Consider the following 26,008-nt stretch of genomic DNA (forward strand, 5'->3'; position numbering starts at 1 on the left):
TTATTGGACGCCATCAAGGAATTTACAAATCTCAACAACAATGTGATTAAATACTTATGTCGTCTGCAAACACGAGAAGATTTTCTCTCCCGTTTCAAGGCGGAAAACCGCATTGTGTTTTATGGGAGCCTATTCATCAAGAATATAGTTGATAGGATCAACAGCCGTACCGTTGATGCGCACTTCATAGTGCAAGTGAGGCCCGGTGGATCGCCCGGTGTTTCCAACAGCTCCGACAACATCCCACTTATTCACGCGTTGTCCCGCCTGCACATAGACTTGAGACAAATGTCCAAAACGAGTGGTCACTCCGTAACCATAGTCGATCGTGATCAACTTTCCGTATGACTCATCATAGCTGGCAAAAACAATCACCCCATCGGCGGGCGCATAAACTGGAGATCCCGGCGCCGCCGCGATATCCAAACCCGCGTGCAAGGTTGTTTTCCCGGTAAACGGAGAAATACGATAGCCAAAGCGTGAGGTGATCCAACCTTTTGCGGGTTTCATATTGGGTGTGGAGTTCAGCAAACTCTGTCTTTCCGACAGACTCTCCCACAAATCAATAACACTTTGCTCTTTTAACTGGGTTTCCTTCACGGCCTTATCAATACGTACGACCAAAGAGGCGTAATCTTTATCCGCATTTTCGTTGGCCAACTCGCCGACCTGATCATTCAGAGGTTTTGTATTGGCAAAAACCTGGTCTTGAGCCGCCAGTTCAGATCCCTCTTGACGCTGCTCCATCGGTTCATACTCTTCTACCTGTTGGCCTGCCGCGGGCTTCGGCCCCATCGTCAACTTGGTGATACGGTCTTCAGCATCCACGTTGGTGATCAACTTCAATTTAGTCGTGAAGGTCTTTACGCGCTCCAAAGAGTTCTCAAGCGCACTCACTTTACTTTCGACCACTTGGAACTGCTTGATGAGTTGGGCATTTTCAGCTTTAAGGCGCTTGTTTTCCATCGCTTGCAAAAGCAAACCAAAATAATCCACAAGCCCAGCCGCAAAAATGATGATCACAATCGCAGAAATAAAAGAGATGGCTTTAAGCCAAGCAGCCGAGAGCACAATCTTACGGGTTTTCCCCGTCTGATTGCTCACCATAAACAGCGTGACTTTCTTTTTATCCAACTCTCAGACTCCTTCGGGATCTATTCATGAAAATGCAGCAGCATGACCGTGACGTTGTCGTCTCCGCCATTCGCCAAGGCTTGTTCTACACAAGCTTTCACTGCTTTGTCAGGTGTATTTTGGTTCAAAATCTCAGAAATTCTTGAATCCTCGACTAATCCCGAAAGACCGTCTGAGCACATCAAAAAGATCTCCCCTGGGAAAATCTCTCTCTCTATGATGTCAGGGTAGACATCTCGTTCATAACCCACACTGCGTGTGATGACATTTCGTCCCACAAATTGGCGCACCTGCTCTTCGCTCATCACTCCGGCTCGCAACTGTTCATTGATCAACGAATGATCTTCGGTGATCTGCCACAGATAAGGACGTTTGAAAAGATAACAGCGAGAGTCGCCGACATTGCCTACATAAAGATGTTTGCCACGAACATAAGCCATCACCATCGTGGTGCCCATTCCAGCTAATTCGGGACGCTCATTTGCCGCTTTATCAAAAATACGTTGAGAGGCTTCCTCATAACACTCAAGGATCAACTCTCGCGGTGATTTGCGATGAGCCTCAGGTTGAAGCATAATTTCTTCCACCGTCTCCACAGCCATACTAGAGGCCACTTCGCCACCAGAATGTCCGCCCATCCCATCGGCCACAATAAAGAGCCCGAGCTCTCTATTGATAAGGCACGAGTCCTGGTTTGAATCACGTCGAAGCCCTCTGTCTGTTAAATACCACGAGTCAAATTTCATAGATGTTTCATTTTCACCCAAAGCTGACAAAAGAGTCAAAGTCCGGTCCTAGACTAGAGTCGCATTCTGAGGACCAGACTCACCATCGCCTTCATTTAAAGTGTCATACTACCGATAGAAAGGGGTGAGGTCTTATGATGAAGTCACCGTCTTTCAGAATGTATGTGCTGCTTTCGCTAGCCGTCCACTTTTTTGTGGTTGGTGCGCTGGTCTTGGTGGAGAGTCTCACACCCTCTGCGCCGAAGACTGAAACCGTAAGCATCAACTTTCTGACTCCGGAAGATTTTCAAAAGATGGCGAAAGTCGAAGAGGCTTTGCGCAGGAAAGCTCTTGCTCCTAACAATCAAGTAGTTGAACAGAATGAAGTTTCTGCAAACGAAGAAGCCCCTGACAATGCCCGCTTTTTGAGCGCAAAAAATCAAAAAGTCACAAAGCAGACCGTCGCCGCTCAACGCGGAGACTTTCAGAATCTAAAAAAAGCAGCTCCGCAGAAGACGGGCCCGAAAGGAGACGGAAAACTGAAGTCCGCCTCCCTTGCTGAAGAATCCAAAAAACAGATCGCTAAAGATCTTTTTAAAAGTTTCGACGCCAGCGAAGCCCTTGAAAGACAGAAGTTGGCTGAGCAAAAATCCGGTCTTGGCGAAGGTCGAGGTAACGGCGAACAAAACACCGGCACGGGGGCCGAAACAAGCCAAACGAATGATTATATCAAAGACGTGGAAGTGGGTTTAGAGACGGTTCTAAATACACGCGAATTTAAATACTACTCTTACTATAACCGTATTCGTAAACAGTTGTCTCAACACTGGGAAGGACGTGTTCGTGAAAAGCTTTCGAAGCTTTTTAAAGAAGGTCGTTCTCCCGCTGCCACCAATCAAGACCGTATCACCAAACTGATGATCGTTCTTAACGATCGAGGCACCCTGGTTCGTGTGCAAGTACTCAGCGACTCGGGCGTGAGAGATTTAGACGATGCCGCGATCGAGGCTTTTAGAGCCGCAGCTCCCTTCCCCAACCCTCCCAAGGGGATCATCGAGGGAGATGGGACCGTTAAAATTCGCTGGGATTTTGTCCTCGAAGTCTAAGGGTTCCTCCGCGAGCCCAGTCCTTCCTTTAAATGAAAGTTCCTCGAGAACGCGCCCTACCGGTCTGCGAATGAATTGAGATGGGGTAACCTGTCAATTTTCATAGGTTTTAGGAGAATGACCAAGATCACCCCACCGCTAGAAATAGAGCCAGAACTCTTGCCGCGGGGCTTAAATCCATGGACTCCTCCTCTCTACAGTGCTAGTTTGCCAGACGCTAGAAAAGTACAAATTCTCAAGGAGAAACCGTTGGATAACTCTACTCTAAAAAACGTAAAACCTGAGGTTCTAGACTCTATCGCTAGACGTGCTCATTACTTGGCCACCCAGATGATCTGGCAAGCCAACCACCGCCCTGATAAAGAAAAGGGCGATCCTAAAATCGGAGGACATCCTGCGGCCTCAGCCAGTTCCCTTCACATTATGGGAGCTTTGCATCTTTTGGTGAAATCGGGTTTCGACCATATCGCCAACAAACCTCACGCCTCTCCAACGGATCACTCTTACAACTACCTGCTGGATCTGCTTTTGAAGAATGATCTTTCCAAGCTGACACAAGAGCAAGCGGACCAAGCGATGCATGGTCTGCGTAAGTTCACGGATGGAAGCGAATACACTTTCCAATCCTATCACTCTGCTTATGATCCTGATAGCTACAACTTCTTCCCGTCAGGAACTGTCGGTATTCCACCTGTAGAGGCTGGCTACTTGGCTTTGGCTTATCGTTATGCCCGTGAACACGGTTATGAAGTTCCCGACGCTCATTTCTGGGCGGTCTGCGGTGACTCTGAATTCCGTGAAGGTTCTATGTATGAAGCTGTTCCTGATTTTGCAGAACGTGAGATCGGTTCTTTGACATGGATCTTGGACTACAACCGCCAATCTTTGGATGGACAACGTATCACCAACAAAGAAATCATGAATGGAACGGATGCGGATCGCGTTGAACGCACCATGGCTGCGAACGGCTGGGAAGTGATTCAGGTTCGCCACGGATCCAAACGTCAGGCCCTGTTCAAAAAGAAGGACGGCGATACGTTTAAGAACTTCCTTGAAAAGGATTTGGCTGACTACGAACTGCAAGCTCTTTTGCTTGTTCAAGACATGAAAGCTCTTAAAAAAGGAATCGCCAAAGAACATCCGGGAATGAAGAAATTCCTGGAAAGCGTTTCTGATCAAGAGCTTTACGAAGCTATTCGCGATTTCGGTGGTCACGACATGGTGGCTTTGGCTGAAGCCATGCTGAAATCCAAACAGTCTAAACGTAAACCGACCATCATCATTGCGCACACTTTGAAAGGCTGGGGACTTAAAGCCGCAGCTCAACCAGGCAATCACTCTTCTTTACCTCAAGAAGAAGAAGTGATGGAGCTCAAAGCAAAACAAGGCATCAAAGGCGACAAACTTTATGAACGTTTTGCGACTGGCACTGTAGAGGCGAAGTTCCTCGCGGCTCGCTCTGAAAAACTATATTCTGAAATCAAGGCGCAACACGCCTTGAAAGCCAAGAATCAAGACTACTTCTTAAAGAAACTGACAGAGTTCGGCGACATCCCTCAATCTTTGGAAATCAACACGAAGATGACCAGCTATCCTCACACTCAGTGGATGCTCGGTCAGTTGACAGCGAAGCTCACTCGTATTTCAAATACGCCGCTGGATGAATCGAAGTTGGGTGAAAAACAAAAAGCTCTTACGGCTCTTGAAAAACCTTTCAAACTTCCTGGCGAGCTCTTCATTTCCATGGCGCCTGACGTGGGTACTTCGACAAATCTAAACCCCGCGATGGACGGAAAGATTTTCGGAGCGCCTGTTGTTCAAGACCTTGAAACTGAATTGGGCGTAAAAGACCACAAACTTCCTGATCTTGTTCCTGGCGAAGACGTCACAGATCGTTTCTTGCGCTTTGAAATTGCTGAAGGAAACGTGATGTCTTGTGTGGGTGCATTTGGAAAGATGCGCGATGTTTTGGGCATTCCTTTGATTCCATTGATGACGGTGTATGACTTCTTCATCAAACGGGCTTTGGACCAATACTTCTACAATCTATACTGGAAGAGCTCTTTCATTTGCGTGGGAACTCCTTCGGGCGTGACCTTATCTCCAGAAGGAGCCCAGCACGGCTGGAAGTCCGACATCCAAATTCCAAACCAAATCACTTGGGAACCGTACTTCTGCCAAGAGCTTGATTGGATCTTGTGTGACACGATCAAACGTCACGTCTTGAATGACAACGCCGGCAGAACTGGAACTCTTTTGAGACTGGTGACCCGCGGTGCGGAACAAAAAGACATGGTTCACTACCTGAAAAAACAAGCTCGCTTCAAAGTGGGTCTTGAGGGGGCTTTGTCTCGCGCGGAGTTCCCGATTGCGGGAGCCCTCAATGAAGAAGAGATCAACACCCAAGAAGAAACACAAATCATGGCCACCATCCGTGAAGAGGTTCTTAAAGGCGCTTACTACCTGATCGACTACCGTGGTTACGCGGGTTACGAGCCTGGTGATAACGTTGTGAATATCTTTGCCATGGGCGCTCTTGTCGCGGAAGCGATCAAAGCGTCTGAAGCCTTGTTGGCTCGTGGCATCTATGGAAACGTGATTGTTGTCACATCTTCGGATCTCTTGATCGGAATTCAAGCGCATGAAAATGACTATGAGTATCTGAAAAATGGATTGGGTGTGAACTCAAACCTTTATTTGAGAAAAGCAGATGAAGTGACAACCGGAGACCTTATCACGGTTGCTGGAAAACGTATTCCAGTGGTGAGTGTCGCCGACGGTGAAGCTGGTTTGTTAGACAACATCGGCTCCGTCATTGGTGTTCGCCAAGAATCGTTGGCTGTTCGCAAACATTCAAAATGCGGTCGTCCTTCTGAAATCTATGCTTATCACGGCATCGATGCTGAATCTATTGTCGAAGCCTGCGGCAAAGTGTTGGCTGAAACGGCTCTTGAGAAAGTCATTGTCTCTGAAAGTGCTCTGGGTGAAGCTCATCAAGTCGAGGGCCGCGCGGGACACTGGACAGAGCTTTGGCCTGCAAAAACTCCTGTGCACAAACACTAAAGAGTTGGATTTGAATGGATTCTAAGGATCTCGCTAGCCAAGAACTCCCCTTTGAAGGGGAGTTCTTTTTAGCGAAAAACAAAAAATACGAAGAGCTGATCTTTTTTGTGCACTTCTATGAAGGCAGCAAAAAGAAGCTTCTTCGTCACATCAAGCTTGTGAATGAATTGGGCTTTGATGCTTTTGCTTTTCAGCTCAACGGCGCCATGCAAGACCTTCTTTCCCTTCATCCCCCCGTCAGCGCCAAAGGTTACTTCGGCACCAAACACATTTACGCTGATCAAATTGAAGCTCTCCTCAATCAAGTTCCCGGTAAAAAAATTGTATTCTCTTTCTCAAACCCCAGTGCTTCGGCGATTGAGGCGATGGCCCGACGATCGTGCTCTGACACTGTGGCCTTGATTTGTGACAGTGGCCCGACGGCTCGCTTTGTGCCTTCAGCCTATCAGTTGGCGACACACGAATATAAAATTAAGCCCTTTGCTTTGCGAGTTGTTCTGGCTCCCCTTGTGAGTTTTGCCTGGAGTCCATTTCTTCATAAGGATCTTCACAAAGACCTTAAAACCTTCCCGCAAGGATTTCGAATTCTCTCTATCCGCGGCTGGAAAGATCTTCTGATTCCACCCAAGCATATTGATGAAGTCTTCGAACCTCATCCTCAACTTGATTGGACCAAGTTATCACTTCCCGAGGCGGGACATCTGACGGGCCTTCGTGATTTCAAAGCCGATTATGCTCCGTCCGTTGAGCGCTTCTTAAAAAGTGTCGCCACTCCTGTCTGTGAGAAATCATAGCTTCATTGTTTCCCTGTAACTAGACTCTGCGTTCTTGCCGACTACCCTTAAATACCAAGGGAGTATTCGACTTATGAAACCACGGATATTGTGTTTGCTAAGCTTGATCCTCACTCTGCCTCCTCTTTCAACAACCGCGGCTGGACGGGGCAACTATCTCTACGAATCGGCTTTTACTCAGATGGGGCAAGCTTACCTCGATTTGCTGGATGAAAAAAACACCGACGTTTTATCCAACTTACCAGAAGAGAAACGAAAGCTCTGCCTCCAACGCTATCAAGGGATCCTTCGTGATGGTGTGATAGATATTCGTTTGGCCCTTGGCTATTTCGATTGGACCACCGGCCGAGAGGTGCGGGCGGAAGGCATAAACTTTGGCTTCAGTCCGTCCATGGACTTAGGAGCTTTTTCCTCGCTGAAAGAGCTGCTCCTCACCCCCTGTCACGGCAAAGCACGATTTTGCGGTTTTAGACAAGACCCTCAAAACATGTATCGCTTTTCTCGCGAGGTGAACATTCACGGCAATAAGTATGTCGCGCGCGTGGAGGTGCAGTTCTCCTCACAAACCGAGTATCTGAGTGCCAACTTGGGCGACTATCGCAACGAACAAAAACAACGAACTCAATATATGGAAGACTACTTTGCGCGAGGTTTGCAAAATGCCGATGCCATCTTCTATTTTGGTCACTCCAGAAATGGCGGCGGCCCGGATTTTGCGCCGCCTATTTTCGTGAACGGTCGAAACAAAGTGGACTACGATGGCTACTATGAAGTGCAAAGACCGGGACTTAAAAAAATGATCGCCGCCTTAAGCGCTTCGCCCTCAAAAACTCCCATCTTAGGGCTCATGTCCTGCGCTTCTCGCGAACATTTTTTACGGAAAGTACGTGCTGTCGCGCCACAGATGGGAGTGATCACCTCTCGCGATGTTCTCAATGTCGATGAGGTTTACACGGCGATGATCGGTGGGGTGGATGCGATTTTACGGGGGCAATGCCAACAAAGTTTTTATCAGTCTCTGCGTATGACTTCTAACAATCAACAGTTCATCACCATGGATGGAATGTTTGAATAAACTCGCAAGTGTCTCGATGTAGGGCTGCCCCGCCTTTCACAATAAAGATGGCTCCCCTATACTTGAAATATCAGACGCGGAGGTCTCTATGGTTAATCTGGAAACACTTCCTCATCCTGAATTTTTACCTTACCCCAATCACTACACAGTGGCCTTCTTTCGCAACCGCGAAGACGCAGAAAAAGCCATTCGCGAGCTTGAAGAGCACGGCTATGACGATGAGGAATTTAGTCTTTTTGAAGGGGCTCACGGGGTGAGTGCCGTGGATCTTGAGGGGACCCATCATACGGTTTTAGAAAATTTTATGCGAAAGTTTATTAAATTTTCTGATTCGGCCGAGTGGAACTTTCTCAGGGAAGCGGACCAAGAGATCAAAAACGGTCACATTCTGCTTTGCGTGCCCACTCCCAACGACTTAGAAAAAAAGGAGGTCATCGCCACTTTTAAAAGAACTGGCGGCTATGATCTTCGCTATTTCACCCCTCTTTATGTCGAAGAGGTTGTGTGAACGATAATTGTGATGTAGAGCTGTCCCATAATAGAGGTGAATTATGGGTGAGCTTGAGTTTCGTATCTACAAAGTCCCTTCTGAATTTGGCGACTGGTTGGCTGCTTTTGAAGGAAAAGATCTTATTTTCCTCGGAAACTACAACTTAGGTAAAAAGTTGGTTGAAGGAGATCTTGCGGAGTTCTTCCATAAAAATTACCATTTCCACGTTGGCTCTTTCACTCCCGTGAAGTGGACCAAAGGGAACTTCTGGCAAACCAAACACAATATCAAACTGCAAGGAACCGAATTCCAAGTGCGCGTGTGGTTGGAACTTCTGAAAATCCCCATGGGAAAAACATGGACCTATTCAGAACTGGCTAAAAAACTGCGTAAGCCAAGTGCCGTCCGAGCCGTGGCTTCGGCGGTCGCTCAAAACCCTGTCAGCTATTGGATTCCTTGCCACCGGGTTGTGGGTAAAAATACGAATAAACTCAAATACCACTGGGGCCCCGAAACAAAAAAACATCTTCTGACAGCAGAGGGCGCCTTAAATAGCTAATTTTTAAAGGTTTTAGAAGAACTAAAACCTTAGTCCATATTTGCAGAGAGCTCTTTGACTTACACATAATTTACATAGTAATTTATGTGTAAGTGGAGAGCTTTATGAGTACCCTGACCCTTCCCGAATTTGCCGACATTCCCTTTGTCTCTGCCGAACACCTGCAACCTCCTGCGGGCCTCCCAACTGGAGTTCGAGTGGTGGACGACTTTCTTTTATGGAAAGGAGTTCCTCAAGGGGACTTGAGCCTGTTTCAAGGTCTCCCCGGAACCGGGGCCACTTCACTGTGGATTAAAATCATTCAAAATGTTCATGCCCAAAACAAATGGGCGGCTTGGATCAATGGAGACTCCCAACTATTCCCGGCCCACCTGGCATCTCAGAAAATCAATTTAAAGAAGCTTCTCGTTGTCAAAGAGCCTCAAGAACAAGAGCAACTTTTTTGGCTTTTACAAGAACTGATCACCAGTTCGTTATTTGAAGTCATTGGCTGCAATCTGAAAGAAGTTTTTTTAAAAAACCATCAACTGCAAAAACTTAAACGCCTGTGCCGTCTTCACAAGGTGGCCTTGGTTTTCGTAAATCAAAAAGCCACTCGTTTCATCAATCCTCTTTTTAGTTTGATGATTCATTTTCAAAGGGACTTCATCACAATCCAAAGAGCCCTTCACCGCCCGACACCTTTTAATATTGCTGGGAGTATGATCCATGCGAACTTTATGCATCAATTTAAAAACACCACAAGAAAGCTCCTCAGCTGAGGCTTTTTTGATTCTCAGTCCTCGAGTGCAGTTTCGTTTTCCGCAATTTGTTTTTGTCGAAATCGAATCCACTCAGCATCTTTTCGGAGGCGAGACGCCTTGCCTGGAAAAAGCTTTGCAGATTGCTGCGAAATTTTCCTCTGATGCTTGTGCTGCGATTGCGGACACGCCTTCGGCCGCTCAAATGTTGGCCAGATGGCGTCCGTCTTTCATTGCCCCTCGAGGAAAAGAACAGGAAGCCTTTCGCGGACTGGGTCTGGATGCACTCAAGGATCTTGAGGGACTCCAGCCCTGGCCTCAAAAAAGACCGGTCGAGCACATGATTTCCTTTTTCCATACGCTGGGCGTGCATGGCCTGGAAGATGTCTTAAATTTTCGTCTCAATTCACTGCGAGAAAGATGGGGGGACTTCGGTGTTTTACTTTGGAATCGTTTGCATTCTCAGGACGCTCAGGTCATTTCACCTCTTATTCCTCGCGACCCTCTTGTGGGCTATGGTTACCTGGACGACCCCTTAGGTTCCGTGCCCTTGTTGATGGCACGAATGAAACCCCATTTGGATATTCTTTTTGTTCGTCTGGCGGGTTTGTCCCGCTATGCCCAGAAGCTGGAAGTGGTTTTGCACTGCGAATATTCAGATAAAAAATATCCTCTCAGTATTGAACCTGTCAGCCCCACTCGGGATCATGAGTTGTTTGAAGATCTTTTAGAAAAAAAGATGTCACAACTTACCTTAGAAAACCCCATTCGTGAGTTTGAGATTTCTCTTTTCGATGTTCCTGAAAAAGTTCAGCAGTTGGATTTCTTCGAGCCCCGAGACAACAGCGAAGATCGCTGGCGCCGTCTGATCAGTTTTGCCAAACAAGCTCAGTGTGAGATGGGTTTTTTGCAGATGGAGGCCAGCCATTTCCCTGAACAAAGTTTTCGTTTTGTCACGGATTGGCCTGAGGACTTCAAAGCTCAGGATTTGATCGAACGTCAGGAGGAGGCCCTACAAATCAAATCCGTTTATGCCAAAGGACTTGCCGCCAGTCCTCGTCCTTCGTTGTTATTGGATAAGCCTCAGGCGCTCAATGCTTCCGAAGTTCAAAAACTTCGTTTTATCTCGTCATTACCCAGCGAAAGAATTGAATCTTCCTGGTGGCAGATCAGTGTCCAAGATTTAAAAAATCGAGATTATTACTTTGCGCTCTCTCCTCAAGGTCAGCTTCTGTGGGTTTTTAAAGATCGCATAAATTCACAGGTGTATTTACATGGGTTCTTCGACTAAAACACTGACTCCGATTAAAAAAAGCTCCCTGCCGACAGTGCGTGCGCAGGGCTTTGTCGAGCTCTTGGGACGAAGTAATTTTTCTTTCTTGCAAGGAGCCTCGCACCCTGAAGAAATGGTGCAAGAGGCGATTCGCCATGGTTATGACGGTCTCGCACTTTGTGATCTGAATGGTTTTTATGGCGTGGTGCGCGGATTTCAGACGGCCCAGTCGCCATCTCTTTTTACCGCCGCCCTGAAAGCCAAAGAGGGTTTTCATTATTTAATTGGCTCTGAGCTCACATTGACAGATGAAACTTCTGTCACACTCATCCCTCTGAACAAACAGGGTTATTCACACCTATGTGAACTTCTGACTTTGGGAAAAAGACAGGCGGCCAAAGGTTTTTCTAAACTCAGTCTTGAGCAGATTGAAAAATACAGTCAGGGTCTTCTTTGCTTAGCTTTACCGCCGTGGAGTGAGCAACGCTATCAAGAGTTGGAGAATATTTTCGAAGATCGCCTCTATCTTCCGGTTTGGCGGGATTTCACCTGGGAATCCCATGGATTTTGTCAGCAGGCTTTTGCATTGGAGGAAAAATATCAAGCTCGTCTTTTTGTCACACAAAGACCATTCATGCACTCGCCGGAAAGAAAACCTCTTTTTGATGTGCTCACTTGCATCTTACATCACACCACCTTGCAGGAAGCCAAAAATAAGCTGATTCAAAACGGAGAGCGCCACCTTAAAAGCCTCGAAGAGATTTCTTATCTTTGGCAGGATCGTCTGGATCTTGTGGAAAAAACTGTGGAGATCGCACAACGTGTGACGTTTTCCTTGGACGAGATTCGCTATCGCTATCCTCACTCGCAACTTCCCCTTGGCAAGACTTCCTCGGAACATCTCAAGGATCTGACTTGGGAGGGAGCTCACAAAAGGTTCCCTGCCGGAATTCCAGAAAAAATCCAAAAGATGATCTCCTATGAGTTAGAGCTCATCAAAGATCTTGAATACGAAGATTACTTTCTTACTCTGAAGGAAATCTGCGATTTCGCCAGCAGCAGAAATATTCTTTTCCAAGGACGGGGATCCGCCGCCAACTCGGTGGTTTGTTTTTGTATCGGACTGACCTCCGTGGACCCCACCAAGATTGATCTGCTCTTTGAACGGTTTATTTCTCGAGAACGCCGCGAGCCTCCCGATATTGATATCGACTTTGAACACAGTCGCCGTGAAGAAGTCATTCAGCACATCTATGAAAAATACAATGAACGGCATGCCGCCATGGTCTGCACGGTCATTCGTTATCGCTCACGCATGGCGATTCGCGAAGCGGCCAAAGTCTTTGGCGTTCCTTTAGCCAAGGTCAATGAAATGATCAAATTCATGGGCCGAGACGGAATGACTCGTCTGCTGGATCCCGCCGTGTCTGTGCGCTTTGGACTGGGTACAGAACAGTGGCAGATGTTTTTAAATTTAGCTCAACAGCTTCGCGGCTTCCCTCGTCACCTAGGAATCCACACGGGAGGATTTCTTATCACTCAAGATCCCATCACTGAAATGGTCCCCGTGGAGAAAGCGACAATGGAGGGACGCTATGTCATCCAGTGGAATAAAGATGATGTGGCGACTTTGAAGTTGATGAAGATTGATGTTCTCAGTCTGGGAATGCTCACCTGTCTGCGAAAATGTTTTGAGCTTCTACGCGAGCACAAGGGGTTAAGTTTTAATCTAGCCAATCTCCCTGCCGATGACGGTCCGACTTATGACATGATTTGCAAGGCCGACACCGTCGGCGTTTTTCAAATTGAATCGCGAGCGCAGATGAACACTTTGCCTCGCATGTTGCCTCGTCACTTTTACGATTTGGTGATTGAGGTCGCCCTGGTTCGTCCTGGCCCCTTACAAGGAGGCATGGTGCATCCTTACTTGAGACGTCGCCAGGGACTGGAAAAAGTCACTTATGCCCATGAGGATCTGAAACCCATTTTAGCAAAAACCCATGGCGTTCCTATTTTTCAGGAACAAGTCATGAAGATCGTGATTGTCGCTGCGGGATTTTCCCCGGGTGAGGCCGATGAACTTCGTCGTATTATGTCGTCAGCTTGGCGTAAACGCTCTACCATGGCGGCTATTCGCAACAGAATCCTGGAAGGTTTTGTCCGACACGGCATCAAACAGGAATACGGTGAACAAATCTACAAAACCATCGAAGGGTTTGCGAATTATGGTTTTCCCGAAAGCCATGCCGCCAGCTTTGCCCTTTTGACTTATGCCAGTTGTTTTATCAAACACCATCATCCTGATGTTTTTGCCTGTGCTCTTTTAAACAGTCAGCCCATGGGGTTTTACTCGCCACGAATGCTGATTGCGGAAGCCCAACGCCATGGTGTGAACGTGCGACCTCTGTCCGTGCAAAAGTCCGATTACGATTACACACTGGAACCCCATCTGGAAGGGCCGGCTCTGCGTGTGGGACTGCGTTCACTATATGGATTTCCCGAACATATTTTAAAAAGAATCGAAGATTCACGAAAAACAATGGGGCCTTTCAAAGACATTGCGGATTTTATTCATCGCACAGAACTTCCGCGCAGTGCTTTAACCAAACTTGCCGCAGCCGGAGCTTTTGAATGTTTCAACACCAACGTGCGTGAACTTATTTGGCATCTTGAAAGCCTCAGCCTGGATCAACAAAGTTTTTTATGGGGACATCCGAAAGAACAGTTTAGTTTTGACGACGAAGATGACGCCAGCGAACCCCTCCCTTTTGAGTCCAACTGGGATCGTTTGCGCCGTGAATATGACACCAAGGGCTTTTCTGTCGACTCGCACCCCCTCTCGGTTTTGCGATCTTACTTGAAGGCCAAAAACACAGAGCTTGTTTCCAAACGCTATGTGCCTTACTTTTGCTCCAGCGATCTTGGCCGAATGAAGAACAAAACCAAGGTTCGTCTAGCCGGCCTTGTTTCCATCACCCAGCGCCCGCCCACAGCCAAAGGCATGTGCTTTATTACGCTGGAAGATGAGTTTGGTATTATGAACATTGTCATTCACCCCGAAATCTACCAAAAAGACCGCATGACGATTTATGGTCGCTCACTTTTGGAAATTCACGGCCAGGTGGAAAAGGTCGGTAGCCTGATCAACATTCGCGCCGAAAGAGTTCTGCCATTGCAGTAACTCTGTTTGCACAATAAGTTGCACTGTCTCCTCAAAACTCCTATATTTTCGGAAATGATTCGCGAAGCTTTGATCTTTTTATTAACCCCGACAACTCCCCTCGCCAAAAAGTATGGTTTTCTTTACCAGTCCATCGCTTTGAGCGCTCGCTATGAACGATGCAAAAGACAATGGCTCCCGCATCTTAAAAACTGTCAGGATCTTTTTCTTGAAAGCCTTCAGGATCTTCCTCAAAAGAAATCGGTGATTATTCTAGGAAGTTCTCATCTGCATGAAATCCCCTTGCATCTGTTAGTGAATAATTTTGAAAACATCACCCTGGTCGATGTGATTCATCCTTTAAAACATCACTGGTTGGCGAAAAAAAATTCCCGCCTGAAATTGATCACTCAAGATCTTTCACAAAGCCTGGAAAGACTTGATTCCTTGCAATCACTTGAGGACTTGCACCGTCTTATTGAAGACCTTTCAACCCAAGAACTCTTTCACTTTGAAGCGGACCTTGTTGTGTCCGGAAATCTTTTGTCGCAATTGGCTCTTCTTCCCATGGAGTCCATTGAACGTAAAATTCAGCGCAAACTGTCTTTAGAGGAAAAAGATCAAATCTGCACCACTTTCGCCGAGATTCACCTGAAAAATCTTAAGAATTGCCAAGGTCGAAAGCTGGTCTATGCCGATCGTCAGGTGACCTATCGAAATCCACAAAACGAAGTTATCTATCAAGGCCAGTACCCCGTGTCTTTTGAGGGCTTCCAAAAAATCAAAGAGTGGAACTGGCTGCTCGCTCCGCTCAAGGAAGCTTCTAAAGACTATTCCATTGAAATGAAAATCGAAGCTTATAAAGACTGACTATTTTTTGATGGCGATATAAAGGCCTTCAAAAGTCGGCACTATCGCCCCTTCAAAAAGATCCGGGTCCGCCAAACGTTTGTTAAAATCTTGCATGACTCTGATTTGTTTTTCAGAAAAACGCTGTTGTGTGGTTTCACCCCACACCGCCCCACTTAAAAAAACATTGTCCGCCAAAATCAGCCCACCCGAGCGCAGATTTTTTTCAGCCCAGGTCAGATAATCAAAATAGGCCGCTTTATTTCCGTCGATAAAGACACCATCAAAGGGACCCGCCGCAGAAATTTTTTCCAACTCTTCTCGGGCATCCCCCATGACAAGGTGAATTTTCTTTTTGCTTTGATCTAACTGCGCAAAGATTCTTGCCGCCATTTCACCGTGTTTTGGATCCTTTTCCAAAGTCCACAGTTCTCCTCCCTCTGGCAAGGCTTCCCAAAGGTACTGGGCAGAGAGCCCCGTCAAAGTTCCAATCTCAACAAATCTTTTGGCTCCATGAGTGCGCACCAAAGTTTTTATTAATTGGGCTTCCGCCGCCGAAATACTGATGCGGGCCAAGCCCAACTCTTCAGCGTATTTTCGCGATTGCTGTTTGAGCTCCGTCTCGTCTTTGAGAAGAGACGCCAGATAATTGTCTTTGTTAGTTAACACCGTTTCACGCATGGGTTCCATCATCCCATAAACAGATCGCGAAGTTAACAGGAAGTTAATTTGCGGCCCCTCCTTATTCCAAGAATAATTTTGAACACAACTTTAGATCATTTTGGAGGTCCCATGAAGTGCCAATTCCTAACTGCCTTAGCCCTCACCCTCACCTTGGGAGCCTGTGCTTCCGATCAAAAAAAAGAAGACCGAGAATACATGAGATCTTCAAGCACTCGCGCGCCCTCTTCAGCGTTGGCGGGCACTTCAGAAGATCTTCGCAAAAGCACGAAGTTCTCAACACTTTCACAAAACATTCGCTTCAGCACCGCGAGCTCCAATCTTTCCCCCTCCTCCCGTCGGGCTTTAGATGAAATCGCACTCGAAATGAGAAAATCAGTGAACTCTTTTGAAAAAGTGCGTATCGCAGGACTGACCGACGCCACCGGCGACAGCGAACGAAACCAACGCCTGTCCCTCGCTCGCGCGGAAAGAGTGCGAAACTATTTAATTTCTAAGGGAGTCCCCGAAGAGAAAATCGAGGCGATCGGCAAAGGACCCGCTACCTCTGAAACGACGGCCTCCGCGTCTCAACATGCCCGTGATCGTCGTGTTGATTTTGAGATTGTCGAATAATTTGAAAGACGGCAAGATAGTGAATCTATGAATCCACTTCTTGTTTTTGATCTTGATGGCACGCTGATTGACTCTGCTCCGGATATTATTGTGGCCGTCAACCGCACCCTGCAAAATCACGGAAAAAAAGTTCTCAGTGATGACGTCATTATTTCTCATATCGGCGAGGGCCTCAAAAAGCTCATCGCCGACATTTTTATGGAAGATGATCTGGACCCGGCAGAAATCATTGAACTTGAAATGGAATTCCTAAAAATCTACGAAGAAGAGATGTTCAACAAAACTCGCATCTTTCCGGGCGTTGAAGATTTTCTAGGCCAATACTCAGGTCCCATGGCTATTATTACCAATAAAAATGAACTCCCCGCCAAAGCCATCTTAAAACACCTGAAGCTGGATCGTTTTCCCTGGGTGAATGTTTTTGGAGCCGACACCCTGGAAGAGCGTAAGCCGAGCCCCCTCCCCCTAAAAACCATGATGGAACTCGCGGGCCACAACCCCACCAATACGTTTATGATTGGCGATGGCATTCCAGATGTTCTCTCAGCTTTGCGTGCCGGAGTCCCCTCCATCGCCATCGAGTTCGGCTACACGTCCCTCCACCTCCTGCAAAAGTATGAACCTCAAGGAATTTTAGGACACTATCGGGAGCTTCCTGCTATGATCAAAAAGCTCTCGCAAAAGGCATGACGCATGGTCGCCAGAAAAAGTCACCAGGCACCTTTTGTGGGCTTGCCTCAGAGCGGCGTGGACTATATAAGATGAGAGCTTTCAAAATGGGGGTCATCTCCGGTGAGTGATATTCTTTTAGAGGTACAAAATCTTAAGACGCGTTTTAAAACCGACGACGGATCTTTTTTCGCCGTTGACGACGTCAGCTTTTCTGTAAAAAAAGGGCAAACACTTGGAATCGTTGGTGAATCTGGCTGCGGAAAGTCGGTCACCTCCCTTTCTGTCATGCGCCTGATCCAAAAGCCGGGGAATATCGAATCCGGAAAAGTCCTCTTCAAAGGGCAAAATCTTCTCGAACTTTCCGATGATAAAATGAGAGAAATTCGCGGAAACGAAATCGCGATGATCTTCCAAGAGCCCATGACCTCTTTGAACCCCGTTTACACGATCGGGGACCAAATCGAAGAAGCCATCTTGCTTCACCAAAAAGAGCTGAATAAACAACAAGCTCGCGAACGCGCTATCGACATGCTTCGTATCGTGGGTATTCCTGCCCCCGAAAAACGTTTTCACGAATATCCTCACCAACTCTCTGGTGGAATGAGACAGCGTGTGATGATCGCGATGGCGATCAGTTGTAATCCCGAACTGCTTATTGCCGACGAGCCCACCACCGCTTTGGATGTTACCATTCAAGCTCAAATCTTGGATTTGATGCGTAAGTTACAAAAAGACTTCAACGCTGGAATGATTCTGATCACTCATGATCTCGGTGTTGTGGCAGAGATGTGCCAGGAAGTCGCCGTGATGTACGCCGGCCGTATTGTCGAGTTTGGAACAGTCGAAGACATTTTCTATCGCCCCAAGCATCCTTACACAAAAGGTTTGCTGGATTCGATTCCTCACTTCGAAACAGGTCACAAGCTTGAACACTTAAGAACAATCAAAGGCATGGTACCAAGTCTTTACAATCTTCCCAAAGGTTGCCGCTTTGCCGATCGTTGTCCTTACGCTCAAGATGATTGCCGTGCGGCTTATCCGACTCTTGAAAATCTTCGTGGCCTCCATAAGGTGGCTTGTTACCACCCCTTGTCTGAAGAGGTAAAATAAGAATGAGCACTCCTCTTTTGAAAGTTGAAAATCTCACAAAAAGTTTCCCTATCTACGGCGGCCTTTTCAGTCGTGAAGTGGCCAGCGTCAAAGCGGTTCAAGGAATTTCTTTTGAACTGAACAAGGGTGAGACCCTGGGCCTTGTGGGCGAATCCGGTTGCGGTAAATCCACTTTGGGTCGCTGCTTGATCCGTCTTCATGATTCCACCTCTGGAAAGATCAGCTACAACGGCAAAGACATCACCCACATTGCGGGTGAAGAGCTTCGTGAAATGCGCAAAAAGATGCAAATCATCTTCCAAGATCCCTTTGCTTCTTTGAATCCGCGTATGACCATCGGCGCGATTCTGGAAGAACCGCTGATCATTCATAATCTTTATGCCTCTGCCAAAGATCGCCAAGATCGTATCCATGAATTGTTGGATCTGGTGGGTCTGCGCCGTGAACACCTGAATCGTTATCCTCATGAGTTCTCCGGGGGACAACGTCAACGTGTGGGTATTGCCCGCTCTTTGGCCGTGAATCCCGAGTTGATCGTCTGTGATGAGCCCGTCTCTGCCTTGGACGTTTCCATCCAAGCCCAGGTCATCAATCTTTTGATGGAGCTACAGCAGAAGTTGGGACTCACCTACATCTTCATCGCTCATGACTTGAAGGTGGTCGAACACGTTTCTACAAAAGTGGCGGTGATGTATTTGGGTAAAATCGTGGAAATGGCCGAAGCTGAAGAGCTTTACCGCAATCCCAAACACCCCTATACCAAAGCCCTGATGTCAGCGATTCCGGTTCCAGATCCTCGCCGTCGTGATGAGCGCATCATCTTGACTGGCGACGTTCCGTCTCCGATCAATCCTCCCTCAGGTTGTCACTTCCATCCTCGATGCCCCATGGCTATCGAAGATTGCAAGACCATCGTCCCGCCTTTGGAAGAAAAATCAAAGGATCACATCGCAGCTTGTATCCGAGTGTAAAGAAGTTGGCAGTTTAGTCCGATAGACTCCCTAGTGTACCGGGGAGTCTATGAAAACACAGGGTAAAGTTTGGATAATTTATGATGCTGAGACAAAGACACAGACAAAACCGATGTCTGTAGTTCAAGCTCAAGTCACCCTGCTTTCTGTGGCTGCAGAAAACCCTGGAAAATACTTTATTTGGACACCCGGCTGGGAAGAGTGGATCTGCGTTCGCGAATTTCTCGATTCAGATCAAAACTATTTTGCGATCATTCAGCCTCCAAAACCCAAAGAAGTTTCAAAAGAAGTTCCGACTGAGACGCTGACAGCGACTCACAACGCACCCGCCACCAACAATGTCGATAGCGCTTACACTCAAGTGGTCGTAGGGGATATCCCCAGTCGACGTGAAGAAATCGGTGGCTATCACTCTCAAGACTTTAATGGCGACGAATTGGATCTCAAAAAGATCTCAAAAGTAAAACCCGATGCCTTTAAGAAAAAAAGTGAACCTCTTACGAAAAAGGAAGAGCCCAGCGGAGCCGATCGCCGTCGCGATCCCCGTCACAACTTCAAAATCGAAGTGGTTCTCGTTTCAAAAATTCGTTCGTTCCGAACCTACTCTAGAAATATCTCCTTAAGCGGAACCATGCTTGAAGATGAGATTCCGAAAGATTTTTTAAACAAGCCCTTTGACTTGATTATCGTAAATCCTTTCGAGCCGGATCCTGCAAAATCTCGTCTGCTGTTCCGAGCTAAAATCGTCGGTGATCTGACGGATCCTCGACGTTTGATGTTTATCGAACAAGACGTCGCGATGACGTTGCGTCTGGATGCTTTGTTAAAAGCTTACGTTGCCTATCAAGATCAAATTCGCCGAAGTGCGGGCTAGACGTTTTTCCACCCTCCAGATTTCCAAGATTTAAGTTAAGAATCCTTAACACCTCGCCGATATCTTATTATGAAGCGCGTGAGGAGATAAACTTATGAGTACAGTGAAGTACTTTGTTTTCTTAATATCCATGATGGCATTTCTCACTTCTTGTCAGCCACCCGTTCAAGAGACCGGGAAAGACGGCGAAGGAAGTTCAAGTAATCCTCCAGCCGAGGCGCCTTCCACGCCCGAGGCTCCCACTCGTCGACTCTATGTCGCTAGTGGACAGTGTTACTCTGGATCAGGCATAACAACTTTCAATGCCACCACGGCTTCCAATCTGATATTCAAGGTGAACACCACAACGGGCAGTCGCGAAGGAATCATTGCAGACTATTATGCGGCGCCAGCCGCAGCCGGGGACTCACCCCTGTCTCTTGTCGAATGGGATGCTCACAACCTCTTGGTTTTCGTACGTAATGGAACCAAAGGAGGACTTGAAGTTCTTCCGAAGCAAGGCGGAACCAGAAATGTTTTTGGGACCAATCCGGCCATCTCCACAATTCTGGCGACAACTCCTCAAGCTATGCAAAAAAGTTCTGATGGGGGCCTTCTTCTGATTCGCACCGGGTTTATTGAAAAACTCAATGCTTCGGGAATTCGACAAGCGTCTCCACACGTCAATAATAACCTCGGCGCCACTTGTGGAACTTCCAATGCTCTTTATACCAATATCGCTGTCTCGAATAGTGGTCATATCATCACTGCCAATGCGGCAGCGTCGCCTAACAATCGACTGATCAGCGTTCCTGGCGCTGGTGCGAATGGCAGTTGCTCCTCGGGAGTGGCCGCCCCCGCCACAACAACTCATGCTACAGCTTTGGTCTTTGATCGTACTCACGGCAAACTCATTGTTGCCTATGCCGGTAATACCATTGCTTCAGCCAATGTTAACAGCATCCATGCCTATGACTTTGATGAAACCACTGGAGTCATTAGCAATGATCAGATCATCTATGATGCTAATCAATACCCCACCGTCTATCCGTATCTGCTTTTTGGAATCTCTGCGATGACTCTTGATGAGGAAACCAACTCCTTGTATGTCGCAACGGCTATTTCCAATGCCACCACCACAATCAACTATGCCATTGAAAAGCTCGCCTACAATGCGGCGAAAATTGGTGTGACGAATTCAGAGGTTCTGACTCGATCTGGTGGTTTGCCATTCTATAATTATGGAGCTGATACAAAGTGCATCTCTTCGATGGTGGTCGGAACTGAATCCGTCTCTTTGACGCAATAAAGACTAGTCACTACCGGTAAAACTTAAACTCCAGCGGGTCAAAGTGCCCGTGTGAGATTCTTTGCCATCCACTACTTTTAAAGTCCAAGCTCCTTGAGAGCTTTCCTGATAAAAAGCATTACTTAAGAAAACTTCGCCCTGATAGTTTGCCAAGCCGCTGAGCGAGTTATTCATATTGATAAGAATATTTTTTGTTCCTGATGGAGACGTCAGCTCCAGGCTCAAATTCGCCACATTCGTATGGGTGATCCACACCTTAAGCTGCACGGACTCAATTTTAACATTCGTCCCAATCGCCATAACATCCGAGACCCCCGTGGCACTATTGTCGGGTATCGCAAGATTCAAACCACTGCGCTCATCGGCCCAATTAGTTTCAATGTAGTTTCCGAAAACAAAGTGATAGTCCTTCGCTAAGGCCACGGCCGCATCAACGTCAATTCTTCCAAAACCATACCAATTATGAAATTTGAAACCTGCACTGTTTTCAATCCAGACTCGCTCCCAAATGGCGCCTGTAGGAATCGCTTCGCCTTCTGGGTGGGTCAGCGACCCTGATGTCGTATAGTCAATGGGCACTGCTGTCTTTGCTAATATGTATTTTACATCTCGCCAGGTTAAGCTGGGATTGGCCTGCAAAATCAAAGCAATCGCACCACTCAAAACCGGCGCTGCGGCGGAAGTTCCATTGAAGGTCGCGCTATAGTTGCATCCCGTATTACCTAATCCGCCCCGCTCAAAGACCAAGCTGCCTCCCACAGAGGAATTGGAAAATCCTTTGCTACAGCCCATACGATCTGTCGTAACCATCGCCGGAGAATCATCACCGAACTCTCCACCAAAAGACGATATCCAAAGATTCGACCCCATGGAGGAATAGGAAGCTGCGTATCCCGATGCATTCAAGGCCGCCGTCATAATCGTGTAAGGAGTGGTGTTGTCAGAGTCAAAGTTCGAATTTCCCACACAGTAAGTCGATTTCGAGCCTCGACAATAAACAGAATAGTCATTGCCGGCTGATTTAACGTAGATGGCGCCCTTTCCGGAACGCAAATTAAGTACGCCCGTACGCATTTTCGCATGAAACGCAGGTACGGCCGCAATCAAACTATTTTGAGTCGAACCCCAACTCATATTAAAGATATCGAAATCGCCTCCCGCCTGATCTACCAAGAAGGATTCCATTTGTTTGACCGTCGAAGAAAGAAAGTTAGCAGATCCAATGGAAGATTTCGGCGCAACCCCCTTAGTACCCACACCATTAGAGGCTGCTGCGGCAATCAAACCCGCCACAGCCGTTCCATGGTTATCATCAGACGCTATCGGTGCAGCGCTTGTTATTGAATACGATGGAATTGAGTAGTCTTTGGAAACAGCCGTTTTTAGATGGTTGGCCTGCAGGTCCTCGTGAGTGTTTTCAACGCCATCGTCAGAAATAAGAATTTTAATTCCGTCTCCGAAGATCTCACTTTGCCACGTTTTCAAAAGATTCAAATCAACTCCCGCCACTCCCGCATCCAAGGCAAAAACTTTTTGAGCGGTGTTGTTGATGTGCCAGGCCATCGCTAAAAAGGGATCGGCCCCTTCCCCATATTGTTCCGGATTTGATGCTGTAAACCCATTCTTAGCACAATTGGTAAAGAAGATCCCTGTGATGAGGCTCATCACAAAAAGGACAATCAGAGCTCGGTGGGTTCCACTAATACTTTTCATATTGCCGACTCAAAATCTCTATTTGCACTTTTTCAATCTCGGGCTGGGCCTTTAAAGACTCCTGAAAAGCTGGCAGATCAAAAGGCTCGTGCAAGGACGTCACATAGTAAGTACGAATTTCCGGGAACTCATGAACGATCTTAAGCCCGGATGCATTCTTTAAGAAGTCTGACGAAACGCCCTCCTTCAACACAACCGAGAACACCCCCGTCACCACGCCCGCAATCTCAAGTCTGGAATCGACAACAACCAGGGGACGATGAGATGAAAAACTTCTGACGTCATTCACCTCTTCATCTTTAACAAGATAATAACCACTCACCTTGCCCGAGACTCCTGTCAAAGAACTTCCCTCTTTAAGAGATATCGCCAGCACTCCTGGCCAAACTTTCCAGTTGGTTCCCGCGAACAAAGAAACACTTTCAAGTGGAGTCGCCTTGACGTCAATGAGAGGGCTTCCTTCTGCGGCAGACTTGCGACGGCGCGGATCGCGCGCTCTCATGGCTTTCTCGGGCCCCGACGACGCCACTTCCGTGACTTGTGTCTCCTGAACCTCTTCGCGATCTTGAGAATCATTTTTCGTGGATAAGACAGTCGAAGACTCTGCAGGCTTAAATACCGAGGCCCTGTCTCGAGAATTAACGACATACAAGGCGACAAAGGTGCCCAAAATAAAGAATAAAATTATCGCAAATCGACGTGCCATGAGTTTCCCATTTTACTCAATAAAATCGGAGTCAGCTCTGATTTTCTTTGAGAAGTATTGGGAAAGTATGGAAGTGGTCTTGAATCTCGATATGGAACACTACCTTGGTCCATAAAAAAGCCCCCACAGAAACCTGTAGGGGCGATACTTTTTAAGCAAAAAAGAAATCTACTCGTTCAACTTCAAAAGGGTCTGAACAGTTTTTTTAAGCTTCTCAACATCAAAAGGCTTCTTAATGTAATCATCAGCCCCGATCTCAAAGGCCTTTTTCATATCTTCTTCAGAAGCTTTTCCTGAAACAAAGACCAAAGGAATCTTCTTTAAATCTTTGTGCTCTTTAAGAAGTTGCGCCAATTCAAAACCATTCACCCAAGGCAGCCCCACATCCATCAAAATCAAATCCACGGGATGATCATCTAAGGCTGTCGAAAGTTCCGTGCCATCAGCCGCAAGCTTCGTCACGTAACCTTCACTCTCAAGAATTCTCTTCATCGCCAATCTCATTGTCTCATCATCTTCAATGACAAGAATCATCTTGGGATCGAGCTTCTTTTTTGCTTCTCGAAATTGATCCAACGAGACAACGTCCTGACTCGCGATGCGCGCCTTAGTCATCTTTTCAATTTTGTCGACCAAATCCTTGGTGTTGATTCTTTTATCCTTCATACATTCCTTAGTGAGAAGCTTGCGCCTCAAGCCATCTTTCGGCGTCGATCGCCGCCATACAACCAGTTCCTGCCGCAGTGATCGCCTGACGATAAACGTGGTCTTGCACGTCACCCGCTGCGAACACCCCAGGAATATTAGTATATGTGGTATTTGGCTGAGTGATCAAATAGCCTGTCTCATTCATATCCAACATTCCTTTAAACAGGTCTGTATTCGGCTTATGGCCAATGGCTAGGAATAGGCCCGTGATAGGAAGTTCTTTGACAGAGCCCTCGACGAGGTTCTTAAGTTTTGCTCCGGTCATGCTTTTTCCATCACCCAAAACCTCTTGAACTTCTGTATTCCAAAGAACTTCGATTTTCGGATTTTTCAAAGCACGTTCAACCATGATTTTAGAAGCACGGAATGAATCGCGTCGGTGAATCAAATAAACTTTGCTAGCAAAACGAGTCAGGAATTGAGCTTCTTCCATCGCCGTATCACCACCCCCGACAACCCCGATTTCCTGGTTGCGGAAGAAGGCTCCATCACAAGTTGCACAAGCAGAAACCCCGCGATTGGAATAGGTCTTTTCTGAAGGCAGTCCAAGATACTTCGCACTCGCCCCTGTAGAAATAATAATAGATTTTGCCAAATAAAGTTTATCGCTCACCCACACTTTGAAAGGACGTTGAGAAAAATCCACTTTCGTCACATTGCGTGTGATGAAACGTGTTCCAAATCTCTCGGCCTGCTTTCTCATCACAGCGATAAGATCTGGGCCGGTGATCCCATGTTCAAATCCAGGAAAGTTTTCCACCTCAGTCGTTGTCATCAACTGGCCACCGGCTTCTTCACCCTCGATCATCAAAGGCTCTAAATTTGCCCGAGACGTGTAAATTGCAGAAGTCAAACCGGCAGGACCAGAACCAATGATAATCACATTTTCTACTTTTTGATCTTGAGTCATAGATTACCTCATAAATAGGGACGGATATACGAAACCAAGGCTATCAACAAACAGGGCTGTTTTCATTACTTCTTTGCACGTTTTGGACTGCGTCAGCTACAATAGGTCATGCCTTGGATCTCATTTAAAAAAAATCACCCACCCTTTGAAGTCCCCATGGGGGCAAATTTGATGAAATCTCTCCTTGATAAAGGTCTTCCTGTTGCTTCAAGTTGCGACGGGGACGGTGTGTGCGGCAAGTGCAAGATTGTGATCATCAAGGGGCCAGAAAATCTATCCAGAGAAAATGAAACAGAAGTCTTTCTAAAGGAAAAAAATCAGATCCCTGCTGAGATGCGCATCAGCTGTCAGACCCAAGTTTTAGGTGACGTGACCGTCGACGCAACCTACTGGTAATCGCACACCCCTCATCAATCAAAGACCTCGTCCCCGAAAGGGAATTCCTGGAGACACCGGCTCGTCTTCCGGTCGATCCCATCCCACGGGTGTTCGAACCGCCTGTGGACAAGGCCCTTTTCCCAGTTGGATAAAAGACAAACCTCGATGCCCTCCTTGAGGACTTTCCCTTGTGCAAAGAGAAACCTGCCCTCTGAGCACAGTCAAAGTTTCTGTCGGAGCCAGATATTCCGAGGTTCCGCGTTCGGAGGGTAGTGCCGCAAAAGCTCCCCATGAGATGAGAATTGCCATCAACATAACGACCTCCTGACTTTCATTATAAACCGATCCCCCCTTCTGCATGGATGCCTTTTGACGCTGGACCTTCGACAACCATCCCCTGACAAGCCCCTTCAA

The 26,008-nt window shown here is 47.1% G+C and carries 25 protein-coding genes; 17 read left to right on the plus strand and 8 right to left on the minus strand.

Annotated features, from left to right (window positions below; genetic code table 11):
• Positions 1-129 precede the first annotated feature (129 nt).
• Both ACM64D_RS06450 and ACM64D_RS06455 read right to left on the minus strand, forming a co-directional pair.
• Positions 130-1,134, minus strand: coding sequence for a M23 family metallopeptidase (locus ACM64D_RS06450; protein WP_415062373.1), 1,005 nt, complete (start codon positions 1,132-1,134; stop codon positions 130-132).
• A 20-nt stretch (positions 1,135-1,154) separates the two neighbouring features.
• On the minus strand, positions 1,155-1,880 hold the full coding sequence (locus ACM64D_RS06455; protein ID WP_415062374.1) for a Stp1/IreP family PP2C-type Ser/Thr phosphatase: 726 nt from the start codon (positions 1,878-1,880) through the stop codon (positions 1,155-1,157).
• Positions 1,881-2,014: 134 nt separating this feature from the next.
• Here ACM64D_RS06455 and ACM64D_RS06460 point away from each other — a divergent pair, with 134 nt between their 5' ends.
• From ACM64D_RS06460 to ACM64D_RS06505, 10 genes are all read left to right on the plus strand, one after another.
• Entirely contained in the window at positions 2,015-2,965 is a 951-nt protein-coding gene (locus ACM64D_RS06460; protein ID WP_415062375.1) for a TonB family protein, read from the plus strand.
• A gap of 117 nt (positions 2,966-3,082) precedes the next feature.
• On the plus strand, positions 3,083-6,028 hold the full coding sequence (locus tag ACM64D_RS06465) for a pyruvate dehydrogenase (RefSeq protein WP_415062376.1): 2,946 nt from the start codon (positions 3,083-3,085) through the stop codon (positions 6,026-6,028).
• A gap of 14 nt (positions 6,029-6,042) precedes the next feature.
• Positions 6,043-6,822, plus strand: a complete 780-nt coding sequence (locus ACM64D_RS06470; RefSeq protein WP_415062377.1) for a hypothetical protein — start codon at positions 6,043-6,045, stop codon at positions 6,820-6,822.
• A gap of 73 nt (positions 6,823-6,895) precedes the next feature.
• Complete coding sequence (locus ACM64D_RS06475) at positions 6,896-7,897, plus strand: hypothetical protein (RefSeq protein ID WP_415062378.1); 1,002 nt, start codon at positions 6,896-6,898, stop codon at positions 7,895-7,897.
• 88 nt (positions 7,898-7,985) lie between these two features.
• The gene (locus ACM64D_RS06480; protein WP_415062379.1) at positions 7,986-8,405 is read left to right on the plus strand and encodes a hypothetical protein; all 420 of its coding nucleotides are present in this window, start codon (positions 7,986-7,988) and stop codon (positions 8,403-8,405) included.
• A 43-nt stretch (positions 8,406-8,448) separates the two neighbouring features.
• A complete protein-coding gene (locus ACM64D_RS06485) occupies positions 8,449-8,946 on the plus strand; it encodes a methylated-DNA--[protein]-cysteine S-methyltransferase (RefSeq protein ID WP_415062380.1) in 498 nt (165 codons plus the stop codon).
• Positions 8,947-9,050: 104 nt separating this feature from the next.
• Positions 9,051-9,707 (plus strand): recA protein, encoded by a 657-nt coding sequence (locus ACM64D_RS06490; protein WP_415062381.1) that lies wholly within the window; start codon positions 9,051-9,053, stop codon positions 9,705-9,707.
• A complete protein-coding gene (locus tag ACM64D_RS06495; protein ID WP_415062382.1) occupies positions 9,655-10,977 on the plus strand; it encodes a hypothetical protein in 1,323 nt (440 codons plus the stop codon). Before ACM64D_RS06490 ends, ACM64D_RS06495 begins: the two co-directional genes overlap by 53 nt.
• A complete protein-coding gene (locus ACM64D_RS06500) occupies positions 10,961-14,140 on the plus strand; it encodes a DNA polymerase III subunit alpha (protein WP_415062383.1) in 3,180 nt (1,059 codons plus the stop codon). The genes ACM64D_RS06495 and ACM64D_RS06500 overlap by 17 nt, the downstream gene beginning before the upstream one ends.
• Positions 14,141-14,194: 54 nt before the next feature.
• Positions 14,195-14,989, plus strand: a complete 795-nt coding sequence (locus ACM64D_RS06505) for a hypothetical protein (RefSeq protein ID WP_415062384.1) — start codon at positions 14,195-14,197, stop codon at positions 14,987-14,989.
• On the opposite strand, the gene ACM64D_RS06510 is transcribed toward ACM64D_RS06505, so the two are convergent.
• Entirely contained in the window at positions 14,990-15,649 is a 660-nt protein-coding gene (locus ACM64D_RS06510) for an O-methyltransferase (RefSeq protein WP_415062385.1), read from the minus strand.
• 111 nt (positions 15,650-15,760) lie between these two features.
• On the opposite strand from ACM64D_RS06510, the gene ACM64D_RS06515 reads away from it, so the two are divergent.
• The 6 genes from ACM64D_RS06515 to ACM64D_RS06540 all read left to right on the plus strand — a co-directional run bounded on the left by ACM64D_RS06515 (position 15,761) and on the right by ACM64D_RS06540 (position 21,179).
• The gene (locus ACM64D_RS06515) at positions 15,761-16,264 is read left to right on the plus strand and encodes an OmpA family protein (protein WP_415062386.1); all 504 of its coding nucleotides are present in this window, start codon (positions 15,761-15,763) and stop codon (positions 16,262-16,264) included.
• 27 nt (positions 16,265-16,291) lie between these two features.
• The gene (locus ACM64D_RS06520; RefSeq protein WP_415062387.1) at positions 16,292-16,954 is read left to right on the plus strand and encodes an HAD family hydrolase; all 663 of its coding nucleotides are present in this window, start codon (positions 16,292-16,294) and stop codon (positions 16,952-16,954) included.
• 102 nt (positions 16,955-17,056) lie between these two features.
• Entirely contained in the window at positions 17,057-18,046 is a 990-nt protein-coding gene (locus ACM64D_RS06525; protein ID WP_415062388.1) for an ABC transporter ATP-binding protein, read from the plus strand.
• 2 nt (positions 18,047-18,048) lie between these two features.
• Positions 18,049-19,017: an ABC transporter ATP-binding protein gene (locus ACM64D_RS06530; protein WP_415062389.1), complete on the plus strand. Its 969-nt coding sequence runs from the start codon at positions 18,049-18,051 to the stop codon at positions 19,015-19,017.
• Positions 19,018-19,066: 49 nt separating this feature from the next.
• Positions 19,067-19,891 (plus strand): PilZ domain-containing protein, encoded by an 825-nt coding sequence (locus ACM64D_RS06535; RefSeq protein ID WP_415062390.1) that lies wholly within the window; start codon positions 19,067-19,069, stop codon positions 19,889-19,891.
• Between the two features lie 94 nt (positions 19,892-19,985).
• Positions 19,986-21,179, plus strand: coding sequence for a hypothetical protein (locus ACM64D_RS06540; RefSeq protein WP_415062391.1), 1,194 nt, complete (start codon positions 19,986-19,988; stop codon positions 21,177-21,179).
• Between the two features lie 3 nt (positions 21,180-21,182).
• Here the strand turns inward: ACM64D_RS06540 and ACM64D_RS06545 are convergent, their stop codons facing one another.
• The 4 genes from ACM64D_RS06545 to trxB form a co-directional block, all read right to left on the minus strand.
• Positions 21,183-22,892 carry a S8 family serine peptidase gene (locus tag ACM64D_RS06545; protein ID WP_415062392.1) on the minus strand — a complete coding sequence of 570 codons (1,710 nt, stop codon included), beginning with the start codon at positions 22,890-22,892 and terminating at the stop codon, positions 21,183-21,185.
• Entirely contained in the window at positions 22,879-23,598 is a 720-nt protein-coding gene (locus ACM64D_RS06550; RefSeq protein WP_415062393.1) for a hypothetical protein, read from the minus strand. The genes ACM64D_RS06545 and ACM64D_RS06550 overlap by 14 nt, the downstream gene beginning before the upstream one ends.
• Before the next feature lie 168 nt (positions 23,599-23,766).
• The gene (locus tag ACM64D_RS06555) at positions 23,767-24,264 is read right to left on the minus strand and encodes a response regulator (protein WP_415062394.1); all 498 of its coding nucleotides are present in this window, start codon (positions 24,262-24,264) and stop codon (positions 23,767-23,769) included.
• 7 nt (positions 24,265-24,271) lie between these two features.
• Positions 24,272-25,216, minus strand: a complete 945-nt coding sequence (trxB, locus tag ACM64D_RS06560; protein ID WP_415062395.1) for a thioredoxin-disulfide reductase — start codon at positions 25,214-25,216, stop codon at positions 24,272-24,274.
• A gap of 156 nt (positions 25,217-25,372) precedes the next feature.
• Between trxB and ACM64D_RS06565 the strand changes: the two genes are divergently transcribed.
• Positions 25,373-25,612 carry a 2Fe-2S iron-sulfur cluster-binding protein gene (locus tag ACM64D_RS06565; RefSeq protein WP_415062439.1) on the plus strand — a complete coding sequence of 80 codons (240 nt, stop codon included), beginning with the start codon at positions 25,373-25,375 and terminating at the stop codon, positions 25,610-25,612.
• A gap of 18 nt (positions 25,613-25,630) precedes the next feature.
• On the opposite strand, the gene ACM64D_RS06570 is transcribed toward ACM64D_RS06565, so the two are convergent.
• The gene (locus tag ACM64D_RS06570) at positions 25,631-25,909 is read right to left on the minus strand and encodes a hypothetical protein (protein WP_415062396.1); all 279 of its coding nucleotides are present in this window, start codon (positions 25,907-25,909) and stop codon (positions 25,631-25,633) included.
• Between the last annotated feature and the right edge of the window lie 99 nt (positions 25,910-26,008).

Origin of the sequence: Bdellovibrio sp., assembly GCF_047637665.1 — a bacterium.
Classification (GTDB): domain Bacteria; phylum Bdellovibrionota; class Bdellovibrionia; order Bdellovibrionales; family Bdellovibrionaceae; genus Bdellovibrio.